We start from the raw sequence: 17,209 nt of genomic DNA, 5'->3' as shown, positions 1-17,209 counted from the left end.
CTGGCACTGCGGGCTCGGACACGAGCCGCCTCACGGTACCAATCCAACCTCCGCGTCAGCGGGGAGCGGCGACCTCCTGGTGAGCATCCGGACATGAGACGGCGACGGGGGCGTCCACGGCGAGGGTCTTGCCCAGGATCCGGCCCAGCTCGAGCAGATCGTCGTGGCCGATGACGTCCAGCAGCCGCTCACGCACGGAGCGCACGTGCGTGGGAGCGGCGCGCACCAGCATCGCCTCCCCGGCCTCGGTCAGCTGCGCCTGCCGACCGCGACCGTCGTCCGTGCAGCGCACCCGCTCCACCAGCCCGCGCCTCTCCATCCGGCCGATGGTGTGGGTGAGGCGGGAGCGGGAGTGGACGACCTGGTCGGCGAGCTCCGACATGCGCAGGAACCCGTTCTCCGCCTCGGACAGGCGCACCAGGATCTCGTACTCACCGAGGGTCAGGTCGATCTCCGGATCGGACTGCAGCGCCTCCCCGAAACGATCGGCGAGCAGGGTGGTGGCGTACAGGAAGGTGCGCCATGCCTCCTGCTCCGTGCTCGTCAGCCAGAGGTCCTCCGGCGTCGACGCCCTGTCCTCAGCACTTGACACTGTGTCATCCATCACGCTCTCCTCTGTCCTGGGGCTGATGCTTGCCATCATCGCCCAGTGTAGTTTACGTTTCAAGCATAAGCCCGGTGGTCGCCCCGCGTGCCACCCCGCCCCGATCATCTCAAGGAGACCTCTGATGAACGACCTCACCCCCGGCACCTGGACCCTCGACCCCGCCCACACCTCCGCGGCGTTCACCGTGCGCCACGCCGGCATCTCCAAGGCCCGCGGCCAGTTCCAGGACATCAGCGGAGTCCTCGAGGTCGGCGAGGCCGGAAAGAACCTCTCCTTCACCACCACCCTGAGGACCGAGTCGATCAACACCGCCCAGCCGGACCGCGACGACCATCTGCGCAGCAGCGACTTCTTCGACGCGGAGAACTTCCCGGAGATCCGCTTCGTCTCCACCGCGGTCGAGGGGGACGCCCTCACCGGTGACCTCACCATCCGCGACATCACCAGGTCGGTCGAGCTGGACTTCACCTACGAGGGTGCGGCCACCGATCCCTTCGGCGTCTACCGCGCGGGCTTCACCGGCGAGACCTCGATCTCCCGCAAGGAGTTCGGCCTCACCTGGAACGCGGCCCTCGAGGCCGGCGGCGTGATGGTCGGCGACGACGTCAAGATCCTCATCGAGGCCGAGTTCACCGCTCCCGTCTCCGCCTGAGCTCCGCTCCCCAGCGGTCGGCGCCGCACGATGGCCTCGCCACCGCCGATAGGGTTCGCCCCATGACCGCTCCGCGCATCCCCTCCCCCCGTGACCCGGACGCCCGCGTCCTCTACCTCACGCGCGAGGGCTGCCATCTGTGCGAGGAGGCCCTGCCGGTGGTGCGGGCCGAGGCCGACCGCGTCGGCTCCACCGTGGAGGTGCGGGACATCGACGAGGACGAGCGACTGCGCGCCGACTGGGACTACGACGTGCCGGTGATCATCGTGGACGGAGCGGTCCATGCGAAGTACCGCGTCGAGGCCCAGCAGCTGCGGACGGCGCTCGCGCGTCGGCCCTGGTGGCGCCGCCTGACCGGCCGCGCCTGACGCCCGGGACGGCCCTCGAGCGGCCCACGGGCGGCGCCCCCCGCGCCAGCGGACAGCCCCGTGACATGCATCGGCCCCCGCCAGTTGGCGGGGGCCGATGTGCGTCACGCAGCGATCACTTCTTGTTGCGACGCTGGTGGCGGGTCTTGCGAAGCAGCTTGCGGTGCTTCTTCTTGGACATGCGCTTGCGTCGCTTCTTGACGACAGAACCCATAGGTTGCCTCTGTTCTGCAGGCTCACGCCTGCGGGATGGTGCAGCGGATCAGGTATGCGCGGCCCGCGGAGACTGCACGGAACTCGTGCGGGCCCGACGCCACGGTCGACCAGCCATTCTACACTGCCATGCCGAACGCTCAGCCGTGCGCGAGTGCGAGATCTCTCGCAGCATTCCGGGCGAGGGCGAGCTCCTCGGACACCGCGGAGACCACGTGGTCCTCGGCCACCGCACGCACCCGGGCGGTCAGCACCCGGCGGGCCCGGGAGCGGTGCCAGGCCCCGATCAGTGCCGCGATCACCCCTCCGGCCAGGCCTATCAGCAGCCCGGCGGCGATCCCCAGCACCACCAGCACCGTGGGCAGCGGGATCGGGATCCACAGCTCCTGGACCATCGGCATCGGCGGCGGCGGCACACCGAGGAAGGCCAGCAGGGCGTTCAGCGCCAGCCAACCCAGCCCCACCACCCAGGTCAGCAGCGCCAGCCACTGCAGCACGTCCAGCACCGGCCACCACCAGGAGGTGGTCCTCGCGCGCAGATCGGCGCCGGCGACCGCCTGGTCGAGCGCATCCGGCAGCTGGTCCTGCCCGGACCGGGCGGCGGTGCGCACGGCGGCCCGCCAGGGATCGCTGCCCCCCTCGGAGGCGGCGTCGGCGAAACGGCGCACCCCGCCCGAGGCGCGGGCACGGGCGGCGGCATCCGGCTCCGGCAGCGAGGTGCGCTCCAGCCCCTCCCCGTCGCGGCCCCGACCGATGCCGAGGCGGCCCAGCGGGTCCGGGCGGACGCGGCGGACCCAGCGCAGCGGCGGCCAGCCCACCTTCCCGGCGGCGCGGAAGCGGTAGGAGGCGCCGACGGCGCGGGCCACCGGCTCCACCCGGGCGGCGGTGGCGAGGTCCTCGACCAGGGCATCGATGTCCGCGGGCGCGGGCTGCTCGGCCATGCCCGTCGGATCCGCCGCCTCCTGCAGGGACTCTGCGGCCCCGCGCACGTCGGCACGGTGCCGGGAGGCGATCGCCTCCCGACTGCGGGCGATCTGGAGCAGGTGCTCGCGCAGCTCCACGACCCCGTCGCCGGTGCTCGCGGAGGTGGCGAGCACGGGGGCCTGGTCGAGGCCGTCGGCATGGGCGAGGGCGGTCAGGGAGGCGAGCACCGGCTCCTGCTCGTCCTCGCGGATCAGGTCGATCTGATTGAGCACCAGCACGGTGACCGCGTCGTGCCCGGCGAAGGGGCGCACGAACTCCTGATGGATCACGGCATCGGCGTACTTCTGCGGATCGGTGACCCACACGATCACGTCGACCAGTCCGGTCATCCGTTCGGCGACGGTGCGATTGGCGCTCTCGACCGAGTCGAGGTCCGGCAGATCCAGCAGCACGATGCCCGGGGTGCCCGTGCCGGGACCGGCCTGGGCCGCCTCCCGGCGGGCGCGCCGGCCGGCCGGCGGCCGGGAGGCGGCCTCGATCAGCGCGGTGTCGGTGCCCTCGAGGTGGTGGCGCTGCTCGACCTCGAGCCAGTCCAGCAGGGCGTCGCTGCCCCGCTCCCCGACCACGGCGGCGACGGGCGCGGAGGTCGTGGGGCGGCGCACCGCGGCCCGGGTGATCTCGGCCCCGACCAGAGCATTGACCAGAGAGGACTTGCCGGAACCGGTGGCGCCGAACAGGCCGATGACGGTGTGCTCGGCCGAGAGCGCGCGGCGGCCGTCGATGCGGTCCAGCACGTCCCGCGAGGCCACGACGGCCCCGCCGGGGGCGACCCCCTCGAGCAGGGTGGTGGCGCGCTCGAGCGCCTCGATCCGTGCGGCCAGTGGGGCCGACCCCGTCGCGGAACGGCTCAGCAGCTCTCTCATACGTCCTCCCGGATGTCGCGGGCGAGCTGGGCGAGGGCCGCGGCGTCGGCGTGCAGCTGCGCCGCGGAGCCCTCCGCGGCGAGGGCGTCCAGCCGGTCGAGGAAGAGCTCGCAGCGTCCTGCGACCAGCGCATCGAGCCGGTCGGTGAGCCGCTTGCGGGCCAGGGCCGCCATGCGGCGCACGGCCTCGTCGCCGAAGATCGTCTCCAGCAGCTTCTGTCCGACGACGGCGGTCGCGGCACCGGCCCCGACCTCGAGACCGGTGGGCACGAAGGCGGTGGAGGCGAACACCACCACCATCAGGGCCACGCCCACCGCGTTGACGCCCAGCGAGAGCAGGCGGGCCTTCGTACGACGATCGGCGCCCTCGGCGCGGACCAGCTCCAGCACATCCCCCTGCCAGGCGCGGATCTCGGCGTTGACCTCCTCGCCATAGCCGTCGGGGAGGCGGGAGAGGTCCTGGCCCTCGGCGAGCTGTCGGCCGGCGGGGGCGGCCCGCCAGGCGGCGTCGGCCCGCTCTGCGCCACGGGCCGTCTCGTCGATGACCACGTGCACCAGGCCGGTGCCCAGCGCCTGCTCGGCGGCGATCGCCGGGGCGGGCTTCCCGCCGACCAGCTGGCCGAGGCGGTCACGGGCGCGGGTCACCAGGGACTCGACCCCGCGGAAGAATTCCCCGGTGCCCACCACGTCCTGCCAGCGGGCCAGCACCTCACCGCGCAGCAGCGAGCCGTCCCCGAGGGCGTCGTCGATCCGCTCCCGGGCCCCGGAGAAGGCGGTGACCGCCTGCTCGCGAAGGCGCTGTCGCTCGGCGTCCTGCAGGGCGGCGTGCTCGGCGATCCGGGTCGCGGAGCCGGCCAGGCCGTCGATCGCTCCGGCCAGGGTGCGGCGCGCGATCCGGCCGCGCCCCTCCCCGTCGGCGGCGAGGCGGGCGAAGTGCTGCTGCAGCTCGGTGACCACCGCGGGGGGCAGCATCCCCGCGGCGTCGAGCTCCGTCTCGGGGACCAGGAACAGCCGATCCACCTCCACCCCCTGTCGCTCGAGCATGCCGCGCAGATCGTCGGCGAGCTCCTCGGCGACGCCCTCGCGAGCGGGGATGCGGTTCATCACCACGTCCACGGTCACGTCGCGCTCGGCGGCGGTGCGCAGCACCTCCCAGGGCACGGCGTCCGCGTAGCGGTTGGCGGTGGTGACGAACAGCCACAGGTCCGCGGCCCGCAGCAGCTGCCGGGCCAGCTCCCGGTTCCCCACGGCGACGGAGTCGATGTCCGGGGCGTCCAGCAGCGCGAGGCCCTGCGGGATCCGCTCCTCGCCGTGCAGCTCGAGGGAGGTCGCCGGGTCGAGGTCGCCGGTGGTGTCCCCGCTGTGGGGCGCCTCGGGATCCCGCCGCTGGCCGGCATGGACGCGGGCGAGGCCGGGCAGGATCCGGGTGCCGGTGAACCAGGCCTCGTCGAGGGGATGGTGCAGCAGCACCGGGCGCCGCGTGGTGGGGCGGATCGCCCCGGAACGGCTCACGGGGTGGCCGACCATCGCGTTGACCAGGGTGGATTTGCCGGCGCCGGTGGAGCCGCCGATCACCACCAGCAGGGGGGCGTCCAGCGAGTCCAGGCGCGGGACCACGTGGTCGCCGAGCTGGGAGAGCGCCGCACCGGTCTCCTCCCGGGCCTGTTCGGCGCCCTCGACGGGCAGCGGCAGTTCGAGGGCGCGCAGATGCGCGGCGAACGCCTCGAGGACGGCGGTGGTCCCAGTCGTCATGTCTGCCCCTCGATCGATGCGCACGTGTCTCGTGCGTCATTGTGGCAGGAGGAGACGCAGGGGCCGGCGTGAACGGCCTCCGGGAGGATCAGTCCAGGTACGGATCCAGACCCCAGTCGGGGAAGACGGCCCGGCGCACCGCCTGGACCGCCCGATCCAGGGGGTCCCCCGGATCGAAGCCCCGCGACCAGTCCCCCGCCGCCACGGGATGCCCGTCGCCGAAGGTGAGGATCCCCGGTTCCGGGGAGAGACCGTGCTCCGCGCGGGCGGCCTCGGCCGCCGCGAGGAAGGCCTCCGGCAGCGGCGCCGTGGCCTCGATCGGCGCACCGGTGACGATCGCGACCAGATGCGCCCAGGAGCGCGGCACCACGTCGATCACCGCGTACCCGCCGCCGCCGAGAGCGAGCCAGCGGCCCCCGCAGACCTCGTCGGCCAGCTCCCGCATCAGCAGCATCACCTCGCGCTGCGCCTCGAGCGAGACCGAGAGGTCCGCCAGCGGGTCCAGGCGGTGGCTGTCCGCGCCGTGCTGGGTGACCAGCAGCGTGGGCCGCACCGCCCGCACCAGCGCGGGGACGGTGGCGCGGATCGCGCGCACCCACCCGTCGGCCGTGGTGCGCGAGGGCAGGGGCACGTTGATCGCGGTGCCCGGGGCGCCGGGACCCCCGGAGTCCTGGACGAAGCCGGTGCCGGGGAACAGCCGCTCCCCGGTCTCGTGGACGGAGAGCGTGATCGCGCGGGGCTCGTCCCACAGCATCCGCTCCACGCCGTCGCCGTGGTGCACGTCGACGTCGACGTACATCACCCGCTCCTCCCCCGCGTCCAGGGCGTGGCGGATCGCGACGGCCGCATCGTTGTAGACGCAGAAGCCGGAGGCCGACGACGACTTCGCGTGGTGCAGCCCGCCGGCGAAGTGCACCGCCCGCCGCACCCGGCCGGAGCGGATCGCCTCGAGGGCGCTCAGGGAGCCGCCGACGATCCTGGCCGAGGCGGTGTGCATCCCGGGGAACACCGGGACGTCATCACCGCCCAGACCGAAGCGGATCAGCTCGTCGAGCTCCTCCGCGCTCATCTCCTCGAGCGGCCGCGAGGCCCGGCGGACGGCGTCGATGTACGCGGGATCGTGCACCTGCGCGAGCTGCGCGTCGCTGGCGACGGGTGCCGACAGGATCTCCACGCCCGGCCGCTCCAGCAGGCCGGCGCTGCGGGCGAGCTCCCGGGTGAGGGCGAGGCGGATCGGAGCCATCGGATGGTAGGGCCCGAAGTCGTACTCGCACAGCGCGTCGTCCCACACGATCCCGGTGGGCACCGTCGGGGCGGCCCCGTCGACCGGACCGAGGGGGGCCGGGCCGGCGGGGGGCGAGGGCTGCGCAGCATCGGGCATGGTCGAAAGGGTACCCAGGCTTCCCGCGCTCCGCCCTCCGCGATCTCCGCCGTGTCCGTGAGCCGCGCGGGCACGGCCGACGAACCGCCGTAGACTGCCGCGCACCATGACCGCCGGTCACGGTCCACCGCACGAGGAGCAGCATGAGCACACCCGGCAGACGCGCCACCCGGCGGCGCACCCGGTCGTTCGGCGCCCCGAAGCAGCCGACCGCGGGGCGCCAGGTGCTGCATGCGCTCACCCGAGCCACCCCGGCGCGGATCGCGCTGGCCGTGTTCACGGGGATGATCGGGGCGTTCACCGCTCTGCTGTCGCTGCCCGCCGCGACCGCCGACGGGGTGCGCACCGACCTCACCGACGCCCTGTTCACCGCCGTCTCCGCGATCTGCGTGACCGGTCTGGTCACGGTCGAGACCGGCGTCCACTGGTCCGGCTTCGGCCTCACCGTGATCATGATCGCGATCAAGCTCGGCGGGCTCGGCCTGATGACCGTCGCCTCGCTGCTGAGCCTGTCGGTGATGCACCGCCTGGGGCTCGCCCAGCGCGTGATCACCGCCCAGGAGACCCGGGCCGAGCGGCTCGCCGAGGTCGGCGGGGTGCTGAGGATCATCCTCATCTCCTCGACCGTCTTCGAGCTCGCGACCTTCGTGGCGCTGACCCCCTACATGGTGATCACCGAGCACGGGATCGGGGCGTCGCTGTTCCTGGGCCTGTTCTACGCGATCAGCGCCTTCAACAACGCGGGCTTCGTGCCCGAGGCGGCCGGGACCGCGCAGTACGTCGGCGACCCCTTCTTCACCATCCCGATCGCGCTGGCCGTGTTCGTGGGGTCGCTGGGGTTCCCGGTGATCCTGGTGGTGGTGCGCAAGCTGCGCACGCCCCGGAGGTGGAGCGTGCATGCGAAGCTCACGCTGACCACCACCGTGCTGCTCTTCCTCATCGCCTTCTTCGGCTTCCTGGGCCTGGAGTGGTCGAATCCCGCGACGCTCGGCGACCGTTCGCTGGGCACGAAGCTGATCGGCGCCGGGTTCGCGGCGGTGATGCCCCGCTCGGGAGGCTTCTCCACGATCGACGTGGGCCAGATGACCGCCGAGTCCCGGGTGCTCACCGATCTGCTGATGTTCATCGGCGGCGGCTCCGGCTCCACCGCGGGTGGTATCCGCGTGACCACCTTCGCCCTACTGATGCTCGCGATCTGGGCGGAGATCCGCGGCAACCCGGATGTGGAGGTCTTCCACCGGCGCATCCCGGTCGAGACGATCCGCCAGGCCATCGGTGTGCTGGTCATGAGCGCCTCCGTGGTGTTCCTGGCGACCTTCCTGCTGCTGCGGATGACTCCGTACACGCTGGATCAGACCCTGTTCGAGACGCTGTCCGCCTTCGGCACCGTGGGGCTGTCCACCGGGATCACCACCTCCCTGCCGGACGAGGCGAAGTGGGTGCTGATCGTGTGCATGTACGTCGGGCGTCTGGGGCCGATGACCTTGGGCGCGGCGCTCGCCGTCCGCTCCCGGGTGCGGATGATCCAGCTCCCGTACGAGCGCCCGATCGTCGGCTGAGTACCGGCATCGCAGCATCGGGTCCGGCGAGCGAGGCTCTAGACTGTGCCCGCCCGGCTCGCGGAGCCCCGCGGGCCCGTTCCTGAGGAGCAGACATGCCACGCAGCGCGCGCGATGAGGGGGTGCTGGTGATCGGCCTGGGCCGCTTCGGCGCCTCGATCGCCCTCACGCTCGAGAAGCTGGGCACCCAGGTGCTCGCGATCGACCCCGATGAGGAGCTGGTCCAGAAGTACTCCGGCCAGCTCACGCATGTGGTGCGGGCCGACGCCTCCCAGCCCGAGGTGCTGGACCAGGTGGGCGCCGCCAACTTCTCGATCGCCGTGGTCGGGGTGGGCACCACCATCGAGGCGAGCGTGCTGATCGCGGCGAACCTCGTGGACCTGGGCAAGCCGGTGATCTGGGCGAAGGCGATCTCCGCCGCGCACGGCAGGATCCTGCAGCGCATCGGCTGCCACCACGTGGTCTACCCCGAGGCCGATGCCGGCAAGCGGGTCGCGCACCTGGTCAACGGGCGCCTGATGGACTTCATCGAGTTCGACGACGACTTCGCGATCGTGAAGATGCGCCCGCCGCACGAGGTGCACGGCAAGACGCTCGCGCAGTCCGACATCCGCCAGCAGTTCGGTGTGACCGTGGTGGGCGTGAAGTCGCCGGGCAAGGACTTCACCTATGCGGTGCCCGAGACGATGGTGGCCGCGCATGACCTGCTGATCGTCTCCGGGCGCACCGAGCTGATCGAGAAGTTCTCGCATCGCGCGTAGCCCCTCCCCGAGCGCATAGCCGCCTCCCCGCGGCGCCGCGGTGAGGGCGGTGGTCAGGTACGGGCGTGAGAGCGAGGACTGCGGCGCATATGGCATAGCCATCGCCCCCACACCCGTACTCGACCAGCCCGACCCAGCACCAGCCCGACCCGGCACCGGCCCGACCCAGCACCAGCCCGGCCCGGCACCGGCCCGGCACCGGCCGAGCGCTGGTCGCGGCGCGGACCGCTCAGCTCTGCGAGAGCTCCCGTGACCGCTCGGCGGCGGCGGACATCGTCGCGGCGAGGCCCGCGCGCACCCCCGCCCGCTCGAAGGCCGCGTAGCCCTCCGCCGTGGTCCCGCCGGGGCTGCACACCCCGGCCTTGGCGAGGGCCGGATGCGTGCCGGACTCCAGGAGCATCGTGGCCGCACCGCGGATCGTCTGCTGGACGAGGGAGTCGGCGAGATCGCGCTTCAGTCCCTGCCGCACCGCCTCCTCGGTCATCGCCTCGATGATCGCGAACACGAATCCGGCCAGCGAGCCGGCAGCGGCGATGAAGGCGTGCACCTGGTCCTCGGTGATGTCGACGACGACTCCCGCGCGGGAGAACAGGGCGTGGACCAGCGCATGCTGCGCGTCGGTGACGGCCGCGCCGCGCATGAGGCCGACCGCGCCCTCCCCCACCGAGATCGGGGTGTTGGGCATGGCCCGGAGAACGGCGCTCTGCGCGGGCAGGGCCTGCTGGAGCTGGGCGAGGGTGATGCCGGCGGCCAGGGAGATCACCAGGGCGTCGGAGGGCAGCTCCTCCCGGATCTCGGCGAGCAGGTCGAGGACCTGGTACGGCTTGACGCCGAGCACCACGACATCGGCGGCGGCGACGGCCGCCTCGCGCGTCCGGGCGGCGGTCGCGCCGAGCTCCTCGGCCGCGCGCTCGCTGCTGGCCGTGCTCGAGTTCGCGATCCGCAGGTCCTCGGCCCGCACCCCGGCCGCGAGCAGGGTGCGGACGACAGGACCGCCCATGTTCCCGGCTCCGATGACGGCCACCCGCACCCCGGCGAGGTCCGGTCCCGAGCCCGGCTCGGTGCCCGGTCCGGACGCCGGTGGGGTGGTCGCATCGGGGTTCTGCGCAGTGGTGTCAGCCATGCTCACCAGGGTACGGGAGCTGCGCTCAGCGGTGTGCGTCGTCGGTGCCGTCGGCCGCCGCCTGGTCGGGCGCCCGCCGTGCCTCCAGCAGCACCAGCAGCTGCACCGCGAGCACGCCGATCACCGCGACGGCCAGCAGCGAAAGCCACTGCGCTCCCGGCCCCTGCAGGCCTCCGGACGCGTCCTGCCAGGGCCACAGGCTGCGCAGCGCACCGATCATCACGCCGGCCAGCACCACCATCGTCCCGCGGTGGTGGCGCACCAGCAGGTGCCGCATCAGACGCACCATCACCACCAGGCCCACGAGCGCCCAGAGCCCGAACCAGGCGATGTACCCCAGGTCGCGCTCGTCGACGGCCTGCAGCGTGGGCTGGTAGAGCCCGAAGCTGAGCAGGAGGAACGAACCGGAGACACCCGGCAGCACGAGCGCGCACACCGCGATCGCGGCGGCGGGGGCGACGATCCACGGGCTCGGCTCGAGCGCGGTCACCGGCAGCGAGCTGAGCAGCAGTCCCCCGAGCGCACCGGCCCCGAAGCGGAGGAGCTCCGCCCGCCGCCACGCGCCGCCGGACAGCCGTACAGGCACCAGCACCGACCCCGCCACGAGGCCGAAGAACAGCGCGCGCATCGTCTGCGGATGCGTCTCGACCAGGCGCCCGATGGGCCCGGCGACGGTGAGCACCGCCGCGACCATCCCGATCAGCAGCGGGATCACCAGGCGCCAGGGGACGGCGACCAGCTCCTTCCGGGCGCCGGCGAGCCGGTCCGGGCCGGTGAGCAGGACCCGGGCCGCCGCTGCGGCGTGATGGCCGGCGCCGATCAGATCGTCGTAGATCCCGGTGACCAGTGCGACCGTGCCTCCGCTGACACCGGGCACGGTCTCCACGATGCCGATCAGCGCACCGCGCAGCAGAATGCCCAGCGGGTTGCGGCGCGGGAGCACCGGGGCACGGGAGGAGGTGGCAGCAGCGTCGGTCATGGCCCCAATCTACGGAGCACTCCCTGGAAGCCCGCTCGGCTCCCGTCCCGTGCGGGTCCGGCATGCGCGGTTCAGCCGCCGCGGCCCCAGTGCGGGGGCACGTCACCGGCGATGCGGGCGTCGTTGGACTCGTCGGTCCCGGGCTCCGGAGCGTCCTCCGCGACGCGATCGGGGAGGATCGGCCGACGGTCCTGCGCGGCGGTCCCGCCCCGCGGCGGGTCCTCGGACTCGTCCCAGGGGATCGGCTCACCGGTGATCGAGGAGATCACCACGCGGCGCCGCGGTCGGGAGGGGCCGGCGGTGCTCACTGCCGCTCCTGGTAGCGGCGGATGGCGCTGGAGACGGAGACGTCCAGCAGCACCGAGCGCTGCTCGAAGCCGAGGAAGCTGCGCACCTCGGTGGCCAGGTGCTCCTCGAGGCGGGCCCGGCCGTCGGAGCAGATGTACTCCACCACCGCGTCGAAGTCGTCGCTGGAGTAGAAGGACAGCGGGTGGCCGGCCGGGATCTGCGGTCTCGGCAGGCGGTGGCGGATGGTGCCCACGCCGGTCGGGGAGTCCGAGCTCTCCTCGGCCTGGACCAGGCGCAGCGCCCGGTCCACGGCGCGACGGATCCGCTCGGCCTCGCCATCGGGGTCGATGAACAGCGCCCACGACCACACCCGCTCCGTGGCCCAGCCCGCGGCCTCCAGACGCTCGGCCCGCAGCCGGTCGCGCTCGCGCTGGCTGGGGGTGTCGACGTAGTGCGACCCATCGGTGTCGACCGCCAGCAGCAGGCGGCCGGGCATGTCCGGATGGCCGAGCGCCAGCTCGATGCGGTCGCCGGACAGCCCGAAATCGCGCTCGACCAGCAGCCCGAGACGGAAGAGACGGTCGGCGAGGTCCTGCACCAGGGCGTCGGTCTCCAGGACGCGCGGCTCCCTGGGCTCCGGGGCGGCATCGACATCGGGGTCGTCGGCATCGGTGTCGTCGGCCGCGGTGCCGTCGGCCGGGGTGTCAGCGGCCACGGCCTGCTCGTCAACGGCCTGCTTGTCGGCGGCCGGTGCCTCGCCGTCCGGTGCCTCCTCGGCCGGTGCCTCCGCGCCGGCCGGGTCGGCGCTCTCCGGGGAACCGGCGGACCGCCGGGCCATCGCGGCCTCGATCGCGGCGTCCAGGTCCTCGTCGGACATCTCCGGATCGCCCCCGGTCTGCGGCTCCGCCTCGGTGGGCGCTGCCGGCGCTGCCGGCGCGGCCGGCTCCTGCGGGATCGCGGCGGCCGGCGAGAGACGCGCGTCCTGGAGCTCGGGCGGGGCGATCTCGTCCTCGCTGCCCGTGAGCGCGGCGACGTGCGGCACCACCGGGACGTCGGGACCCCCCTGGAGCACCCAGAGCATGGCGCGCAGGTCACGGGCGCCGTCGGAGCGCAGCCGGGCGTGGTCGAGGTCCTGCACCCCGATCGCGGAGACCACGGTGGTACGGCCGCGAGCGCGGGTGATCACGGTGGCCAGCGCCTTGCGCCCGCCGGCCTCGGAGAGCGGGCCGAAGCGGTGCAGCAGCCGCCCGTGCGGGGTCTTGCCGAAGCCGATCGAGACGATGATGTCATCACGCAGGACGGCGGTGGCCTGGTCCGCCGGCAGGACGGTGAAGACCTCCTTCGCCCCGGGATCGAAGTACTCGCGCAGCGCAGGGATCACCGAGACGGTGTTCATGATCCGCTCCATCAGACGGCGCGCATGGTCCTCGGTGAAGGTCAGCACCGCCAACGAGCGCTCCGGGCGGGTGCGGGCGTGCTCGATGACCAGATCGGTCACCCGGCGCAGCTCGGCCTCCGTGCTCTCGACGTACTCCATGCCCTCGGTGACCAGGCCCCGCCCGTTCTCGACCACGACCAGCCGGTCCTGCTCGGGCGCGACGGGGCTGGGGACGGCGATGACCTCGCCCGCCAGGGCGCGGCGCTGGGCGAATCCGCGCAGCCCTTCGGCGGCGGGGTGCGGATCCCGCAGGATCTCGGCGTGCGGAGCGATCTGCAGCATGTCGTCCAGCAGGCTCGGCGCGGAGTCCCCGCCGTACTCGAGCGGGTCACCGACCACGACGGTCTGCTCGCCGCGGACGATCGAGGGCAGGGCGGCGGCGGTGGGCAGGCGCCCGCCGTCAGCGACGATCACCACGTCGAAGTGCCGACCGCGCGGGATCACCTGCGGCACCAGGTAGGGGGAGGCGAGCCACGCCGGGCGGGCCGCGAACAGGATGTCCTCGTACTTCGCGGCGAGGTCCCGGATGGAGACCGTCGAGGACCGGGCGAGCTCCGCGATCGCGGAACGGGAGGTGTCCGGATAGGCCTTCATGGTCTCGACCCTGGTGCCATCGGCGGCAGCGTGCACCCGGGCGGAAGCGCGGGCGATGTGCTCCGCGTCCAGCCGCCGGAACCGCTCGGCGACCTGCGACAGCGAGGTCCCGTCGTACTGCGAGATGGTCGGCTCGGCACCCGCGATCAGCTCGAGGACGCTGCCCCACCAGGCCAGCTCGAGCTCGGCGCCGACCAGCTCCAGGTCGACGCGGCGGGCGCGGAGGTCCTCGACCAGCTCGCCGAGCCCGTCGAAGCTGAGCCGGCGCAGCAGCTCGGTGCGGCGCGGGAGGGTCTCCAGATCGCCGCGATCGGTGTGCAGGGCCTCGATGCGGTGGCCGAGCTCGCTCAGCTCGGTGCGGGTCAGGTCCGCGCCCGACGTCGTGCCGTCCAGCAGCACGGCGAGCTCGTCGAGCACCTTCTCCGAGCGGGCCGCAGCGCGATGGACGGCGTCGAGGTCGTCCGGCAGCGCGGGGCGCGACAGGGTCGGCGCCTCCTCGCGGGCACCCTGCTCCGGCTCCTCGCCGAGCGTCTCCCGCCGCCAGTCGTCGGCGACCCGCCGGGCCTCGGCGAGGTCCTGGTGCAGGTCCGGGGAGAGCGCTGCCGGGCGCTGCAGGGCGGCGGCGTCCTTGCGCAGGCGTCGACGCATGCCGAAGCCCATGGTCACACCGCGCTCCTCGCGCCAGCGCTTGTCCGCGGTGGCGGCGACGAGATCCGCCAGCGGGGCGGAGAACACCGCGGGCTGGAACGTGGTCAGCAGGCTGCGGACCCGGTCGAGCAGGGCGAGGCGGTCCTGCAGCTGGTGCAGGCTGGTGGGCTCGGTGAGGCCGAGCGCCCCACCGCTGCGGGCGCAGGCCCGGTGCAGCTGCGGCAGCACCACCTCGCGCAGCTCGGCGACGAGCTCCTGGGCGCGGGCGGCCTGGGTGTCGCTGCTGATGGGTGCGCCGTACCAGGCCGTCACCTCCGGCCCGCTGCTGAGCACCCCGACCTCGGCCGCTTCGCGCAGCGCCGCGGCGAAGCGGTCCCGATCGGTGCCGATCATCTGCGCGGCGACGTCGGCCCGCAGGCGCACCCGGGTGCACGGCGCCGGGTGCAGGCGCGTCAGTGCCGCCAGGGCCGAGATCGCATCGTGCGCGGAGGCGTCCCAGGGGTGCTGGAGGCGGTGCATCGCCTCGACGTGCCCCACCAGGATGTCGCGGCTCTCGCCGAGCTCCTCGGGGGCGGTGTCGTCGGGGCCCAGACCGTGGGAGCCGGCGCGGCGCAGGCTGCGCAGCAGGGCCGCGGAGGCGTTGCGCTGCAGGGACGGATCCGGTGAGAGGTCGAAGACGAGCTCGTCGAGGTCACGACGATTCGCGATCTCGACCAGCTGGGCCAGATTGCGCCGACGCTGGGAGACGATCAGGACGGAGCGGCCGCGGGCGTTGAGCTCCTCGGCGAGGTCGATCACGAGATCGAGGCTGGTGGTGCCCGGCGGGGTGGCGACGGCGAGGTCCTGACCGGCGAGCACCCGGGCCAGCACGGCGCGGTGGCCGGGGTCCACCGCGGAGACCAGCTCCTGCTCGGGGACCTCGGGCACCGCCTGCTCGGAGTCCTGACCGCGGACCACGGCCCGGGCGGTCTCGTCCCCGGCGAGCGCGGCCACCAGCGGGGAGGCCGACCAGTCGCCGCGATCGGCGTCCAGGTCCTCGGCGACGGAGCCGGCGGCGTCCATCAGGTTCCCGACCACCAGGGCGTGGAGCACGCGGAAGCCGGGCAGGGGCTGGCCGAGGGAGCGGAAGGCATCGAGCACCGGGTTGGGGTCGAAGCCGTGGGAGCCGTCGGTGGTGGCCAGCAGTGCCCGGGCGTCGACCGCGACCCCGGCCTCCCGCAGGGCGCGCAGCAGCACCGGGTTGAGGTCGGCGGTGGCGTCGACCTCGAGGTCGACGTCCTCGCGGGCGTTCCCGCGCAGACGCAGGGTGATCGGCCGGACCAGGACGGGGGCGTGGACCGGTGCGGAGCCGTCCTCGGGGTACCAGACGGCCTCGCCGATGCCGAGATGGCAGGTGGTCAGGCCCACCTCCTCCGCGTGACGCTCGGCGATCTCCCGGATCGAGCGGGCGTGGGCGCGGGCGTCGGCCAGCGCACCGACCTCGCGCACCAGCGAGGAGAGACGGGTGGGGCCGCGGCCGGCGAGCAGCTGGGCCAGGCCCGAGGGATGGGAGTGGGTCAGGTCCAGCACCACTCCTCCGGCCCGGATCTGGGTGAGGAAGGAGGGGGCGTGGACCCCGCCGGTGATCTGCTGGGACCAGCGGTCCAGCGCGTCGGCGACGCGGTCCTCCCGGCTCAGCGGGCGATGCTCGTGCGGCGTGGCCGGCAGATCGTCCTCGTCCTGACCGGGGGCGATCCCGGCACCGATCTCCTCGGCGTGCGGATCCAGGACCACCTCGTAGCCACCGGGCGCCCGTGCCGTCTCGGAGCCGGCGCGGGAGGCCCGGAGGGCGGTGTCGTCGTCGCGGCCCCCGGTGTCCTCGGCGGCGGTGCGCTGATCCGCGGTTGCTCGTGCGGCCCCGGCCCGGTCCTCACGGCGCTCGCTCGCCAGTCTCGACAGGGCGTCGTGACGAGGGGCCGCGTCCTCACCCGGACGCTCCGACCGCTTCTTCCCACGCAGGAAACTCCACATGGGCACCCACGCTACCGGCGCGCGGACCCCGGTCCGTGCAGGCGTGCCGCACGTCCCTGCCCGGCCTGCTCACATCTGCCGGGCACTGCGCCCGGCGCGGGAGCTCAGACCTCGTGCAGCCTCACCGAGGTCTCCTCGAGATGGGCGCGCAGCGCGTCCGGGACGGGACCGGCCATCACCAGGTCGGTGAGCACCGAGACCGGGCAGATGCCGGCGAGCGCGCGGTGGCCGATCTTGTCGGCGGTGGCGAGCCCCACCACCCGGCGGGAGTGGCCGATCATGATCCGGGTGACCCCGGCCTCAGCATCCGAGTTGCAGGTCAGCCCCGCATGGACATCGAGACCCACGGTGCCGACGAACATGGTGTCCAACCAGAGGTCGCGCATGGTGGCGGTGGCGAGCGGTCCGGTCAGCTCGAAGGAGTACGGCTCGGCGACACCGCCGAGGACGACGGTGCGCACGGACGGGCGCAGCACGGCTTCGGTGGCGATGTTCAGGGCCGCGCAGACGACGGTCAGCCCGGGAACGCCGTCCCGGACATCGAGATCCGGGCGGGCGACCGTGCGGCGTGCGGTCGCGGTGGTGCTGCGGCCACCGTTGAAGCCGATGATCTGCCCGGGCTCGACCATCGTGGCGGCCCGTTCGGCGACGCGCTCACGCTGCGCGGAGTCCTCGTCGGCACGGCGGGGAACGGTCGCCAGGGAATAGGCGACGTCGACCGCGACGATCCCGCCGTGGGTGCGCCGGGCGAGCTGGGCGCGCTCCATCTCCATGAAGTCGCGCCGCACGGTGGACTCGCTGACCTCCAGCTCTCGTGCGACATCGGCGACGCTGAGGCGCTTGGTCGAGGCGAGCAGGGTGAGCACGTGATCCCACCGAGCACTGCGATCCTTGGGCGCGGTGCGGACCCCGGGGACCACCGCCCCCTTTTCGTCAGTTCTTGGATTACGCAGATTCACGCAGTCAGTATTGCGCACTCTGTCATGAATC

At 73.4% G+C, this 17,209-nt stretch carries 14 protein-coding genes; 4 read left to right on the top strand and 10 right to left on the bottom strand.

The features are described from left to right. Positions 1 to 55 precede the first annotated feature (55 nt). Positions 56 to 604 carry a MarR family winged helix-turn-helix transcriptional regulator gene (locus tag CFK38_RS06625; protein ID WP_157773393.1) on the bottom strand — a complete coding sequence of 183 codons (549 nt, stop codon included), beginning with the start codon at positions 602 to 604 and terminating at the stop codon, positions 56 to 58. A gap of 124 nt (positions 605 to 728) precedes the next feature. Between CFK38_RS06625 and CFK38_RS06620 the strand changes: the two genes are divergently transcribed. Together CFK38_RS06620 and CFK38_RS06615 are read left to right on the top strand one after the other, a co-directional pair. Further along, positions 729 to 1,259 carry a YceI family protein gene (locus CFK38_RS06620; protein ID WP_096802369.1) on the top strand — a complete coding sequence of 177 codons (531 nt, stop codon included), beginning with the start codon at positions 729 to 731 and terminating at the stop codon, positions 1,257 to 1,259. A gap of 62 nt (positions 1,260 to 1,321) precedes the next feature. After that, complete coding sequence (locus tag CFK38_RS06615) at positions 1,322 to 1,627, top strand: glutaredoxin family protein (RefSeq protein WP_096802368.1); 306 nt, start codon at positions 1,322 to 1,324, stop codon at positions 1,625 to 1,627. Between the two features lie 115 nt (positions 1,628 to 1,742). Here the strand turns inward: CFK38_RS06615 and CFK38_RS06610 are convergent, their stop codons facing one another. The 4 genes from CFK38_RS06610 to CFK38_RS06595 form a co-directional block, all read right to left on the bottom strand. Next, positions 1,743 to 1,841, bottom strand: a complete 99-nt coding sequence (locus CFK38_RS06610) for a 30S ribosomal protein bS22 (RefSeq protein WP_019174583.1) — start codon at positions 1,839 to 1,841, stop codon at positions 1,743 to 1,745. Between the two features lie 139 nt (positions 1,842 to 1,980). Next, the gene (locus tag CFK38_RS06605; protein WP_096802367.1) at positions 1,981 to 3,687 is read right to left on the bottom strand and encodes a dynamin family protein; all 1,707 of its coding nucleotides are present in this window, start codon (positions 3,685 to 3,687) and stop codon (positions 1,981 to 1,983) included. Continuing rightward, positions 3,684 to 5,438, bottom strand: coding sequence for a dynamin family protein (locus tag CFK38_RS06600; RefSeq protein WP_096802366.1), 1,755 nt, complete (start codon positions 5,436 to 5,438; stop codon positions 3,684 to 3,686). Before CFK38_RS06600 ends, CFK38_RS06605 begins: the two co-directional genes overlap by 4 nt. A gap of 88 nt (positions 5,439 to 5,526) precedes the next feature. After that, on the bottom strand, positions 5,527 to 6,819 hold the full coding sequence (locus tag CFK38_RS06595) for an acetoin utilization protein AcuC (RefSeq protein ID WP_096802365.1): 1,293 nt from the start codon (positions 6,817 to 6,819) through the stop codon (positions 5,527 to 5,529). A gap of 143 nt (positions 6,820 to 6,962) precedes the next feature. On the opposite strand from CFK38_RS06595, the gene CFK38_RS06590 reads away from it, so the two are divergent. After that, entirely contained in the window at positions 6,963 to 8,378 is a 1,416-nt protein-coding gene (locus CFK38_RS06590; RefSeq protein ID WP_096802364.1) for a TrkH family potassium uptake protein, read from the top strand. A gap of 95 nt (positions 8,379 to 8,473) precedes the next feature. Then, positions 8,474 to 9,139: a potassium channel family protein gene (locus CFK38_RS06585; protein WP_096802363.1), complete on the top strand. Its 666-nt coding sequence runs from the start codon at positions 8,474 to 8,476 to the stop codon at positions 9,137 to 9,139. A 229-nt stretch (positions 9,140 to 9,368) separates the two neighbouring features. Here the strand turns inward: CFK38_RS06585 and proC are convergent, their stop codons facing one another. The 5 genes from proC to CFK38_RS06565 all read right to left on the bottom strand — a co-directional run bounded on the left by proC (position 9,369) and on the right by CFK38_RS06565 (position 17,178). Continuing rightward, positions 9,369 to 10,262: a pyrroline-5-carboxylate reductase gene (gene proC, locus CFK38_RS06580; protein WP_096802362.1), complete on the bottom strand. Its 894-nt coding sequence runs from the start codon at positions 10,260 to 10,262 to the stop codon at positions 9,369 to 9,371. Positions 10,263 to 10,287: 25 nt separating this feature from the next. After that, complete coding sequence (locus tag CFK38_RS06575; protein WP_096802361.1) at positions 10,288 to 11,241, bottom strand: DUF368 domain-containing protein; 954 nt, start codon at positions 11,239 to 11,241, stop codon at positions 10,288 to 10,290. 71 nt (positions 11,242 to 11,312) lie between these two features. Beyond that, positions 11,313 to 11,549, bottom strand: coding sequence for a hypothetical protein (locus tag CFK38_RS17115; RefSeq protein WP_157773392.1), 237 nt, complete (start codon positions 11,547 to 11,549; stop codon positions 11,313 to 11,315). Next, positions 11,546 to 16,219, bottom strand: coding sequence for a DUF4011 domain-containing protein (locus CFK38_RS06570; protein WP_157773391.1), 4,674 nt, complete (start codon positions 16,217 to 16,219; stop codon positions 11,546 to 11,548). The genes CFK38_RS17115 and CFK38_RS06570 overlap by 4 nt, the downstream gene beginning before the upstream one ends. A gap of 104 nt (positions 16,220 to 16,323) precedes the next feature. Next, entirely contained in the window at positions 16,324 to 17,178 is an 855-nt protein-coding gene (locus tag CFK38_RS06565) for a DeoR/GlpR family DNA-binding transcription regulator (RefSeq protein ID WP_096802360.1), read from the bottom strand. Between the last annotated feature and the right edge of the window lie 31 nt (positions 17,179 to 17,209).

It is taken from the genome of Brachybacterium vulturis (genome assembly GCF_002407185.1).
Classification (GTDB): domain Bacteria; phylum Actinomycetota; class Actinomycetes; order Actinomycetales; family Dermabacteraceae; genus Brachybacterium; species Brachybacterium vulturis.
The sequence above is the reverse complement of the archived record's forward strand: the minus strand, read 5'-3'. Positions and strand labels throughout refer to the sequence as shown.

Bases quoted from the DNA above. Each gene is read 5' to 3' on its own strand.
- CFK38_RS06625 (WP_157773393.1), bottom strand. From the start codon at position 604: ATGGATGACACAGTGTCAAGTGCTGAGGACAGGGCGTCGACGCCGGAG.
- CFK38_RS06620 (WP_096802369.1), top strand. From the start codon at position 729: ATGAACGACCTCACCCCCGGCACCTGGACCCTCGACCCCGCCCACACC.
- CFK38_RS06615 (WP_096802368.1), top strand. From the start codon at position 1,322: ATGACCGCTCCGCGCATCCCCTCCCCCCGTGACCCGGACGCCCGCGTC.
- CFK38_RS06610 (WP_019174583.1), bottom strand. From the start codon at position 1,841: ATGGGTTCTGTCGTCAAGAAGCGACGCAAGCGCATGTCCAAGAAGAAG.
- CFK38_RS06605 (WP_096802367.1), bottom strand. From the start codon at position 3,687: ATGAGAGAGCTGCTGAGCCGTTCCGCGACGGGGTCGGCCCCACTGGCC.
- CFK38_RS06600 (WP_096802366.1), bottom strand. From the start codon at position 5,438: ATGACGACTGGGACCACCGCCGTCCTCGAGGCGTTCGCCGCGCATCTG.
- CFK38_RS06595 (WP_096802365.1), bottom strand. From the start codon at position 6,819: ATGCCCGATGCTGCGCAGCCCTCGCCCCCCGCCGGCCCGGCCCCCCTC.
- CFK38_RS06590 (WP_096802364.1), top strand. From the start codon at position 6,963: ATGAGCACACCCGGCAGACGCGCCACCCGGCGGCGCACCCGGTCGTTC.
- CFK38_RS06585 (WP_096802363.1), top strand. From the start codon at position 8,474: ATGCCACGCAGCGCGCGCGATGAGGGGGTGCTGGTGATCGGCCTGGGC.
- proC (WP_096802362.1), bottom strand. From the start codon at position 10,262: ATGGCTGACACCACTGCGCAGAACCCCGATGCGACCACCCCACCGGCG.
- CFK38_RS06575 (WP_096802361.1), bottom strand. From the start codon at position 11,241: ATGACCGACGCTGCTGCCACCTCCTCCCGTGCCCCGGTGCTCCCGCGC.
- CFK38_RS06570 (WP_157773391.1), bottom strand. From the start codon at position 16,219: ATGTGGAGTTTCCTGCGTGGGAAGAAGCGGTCGGAGCGTCCGGGTGAG.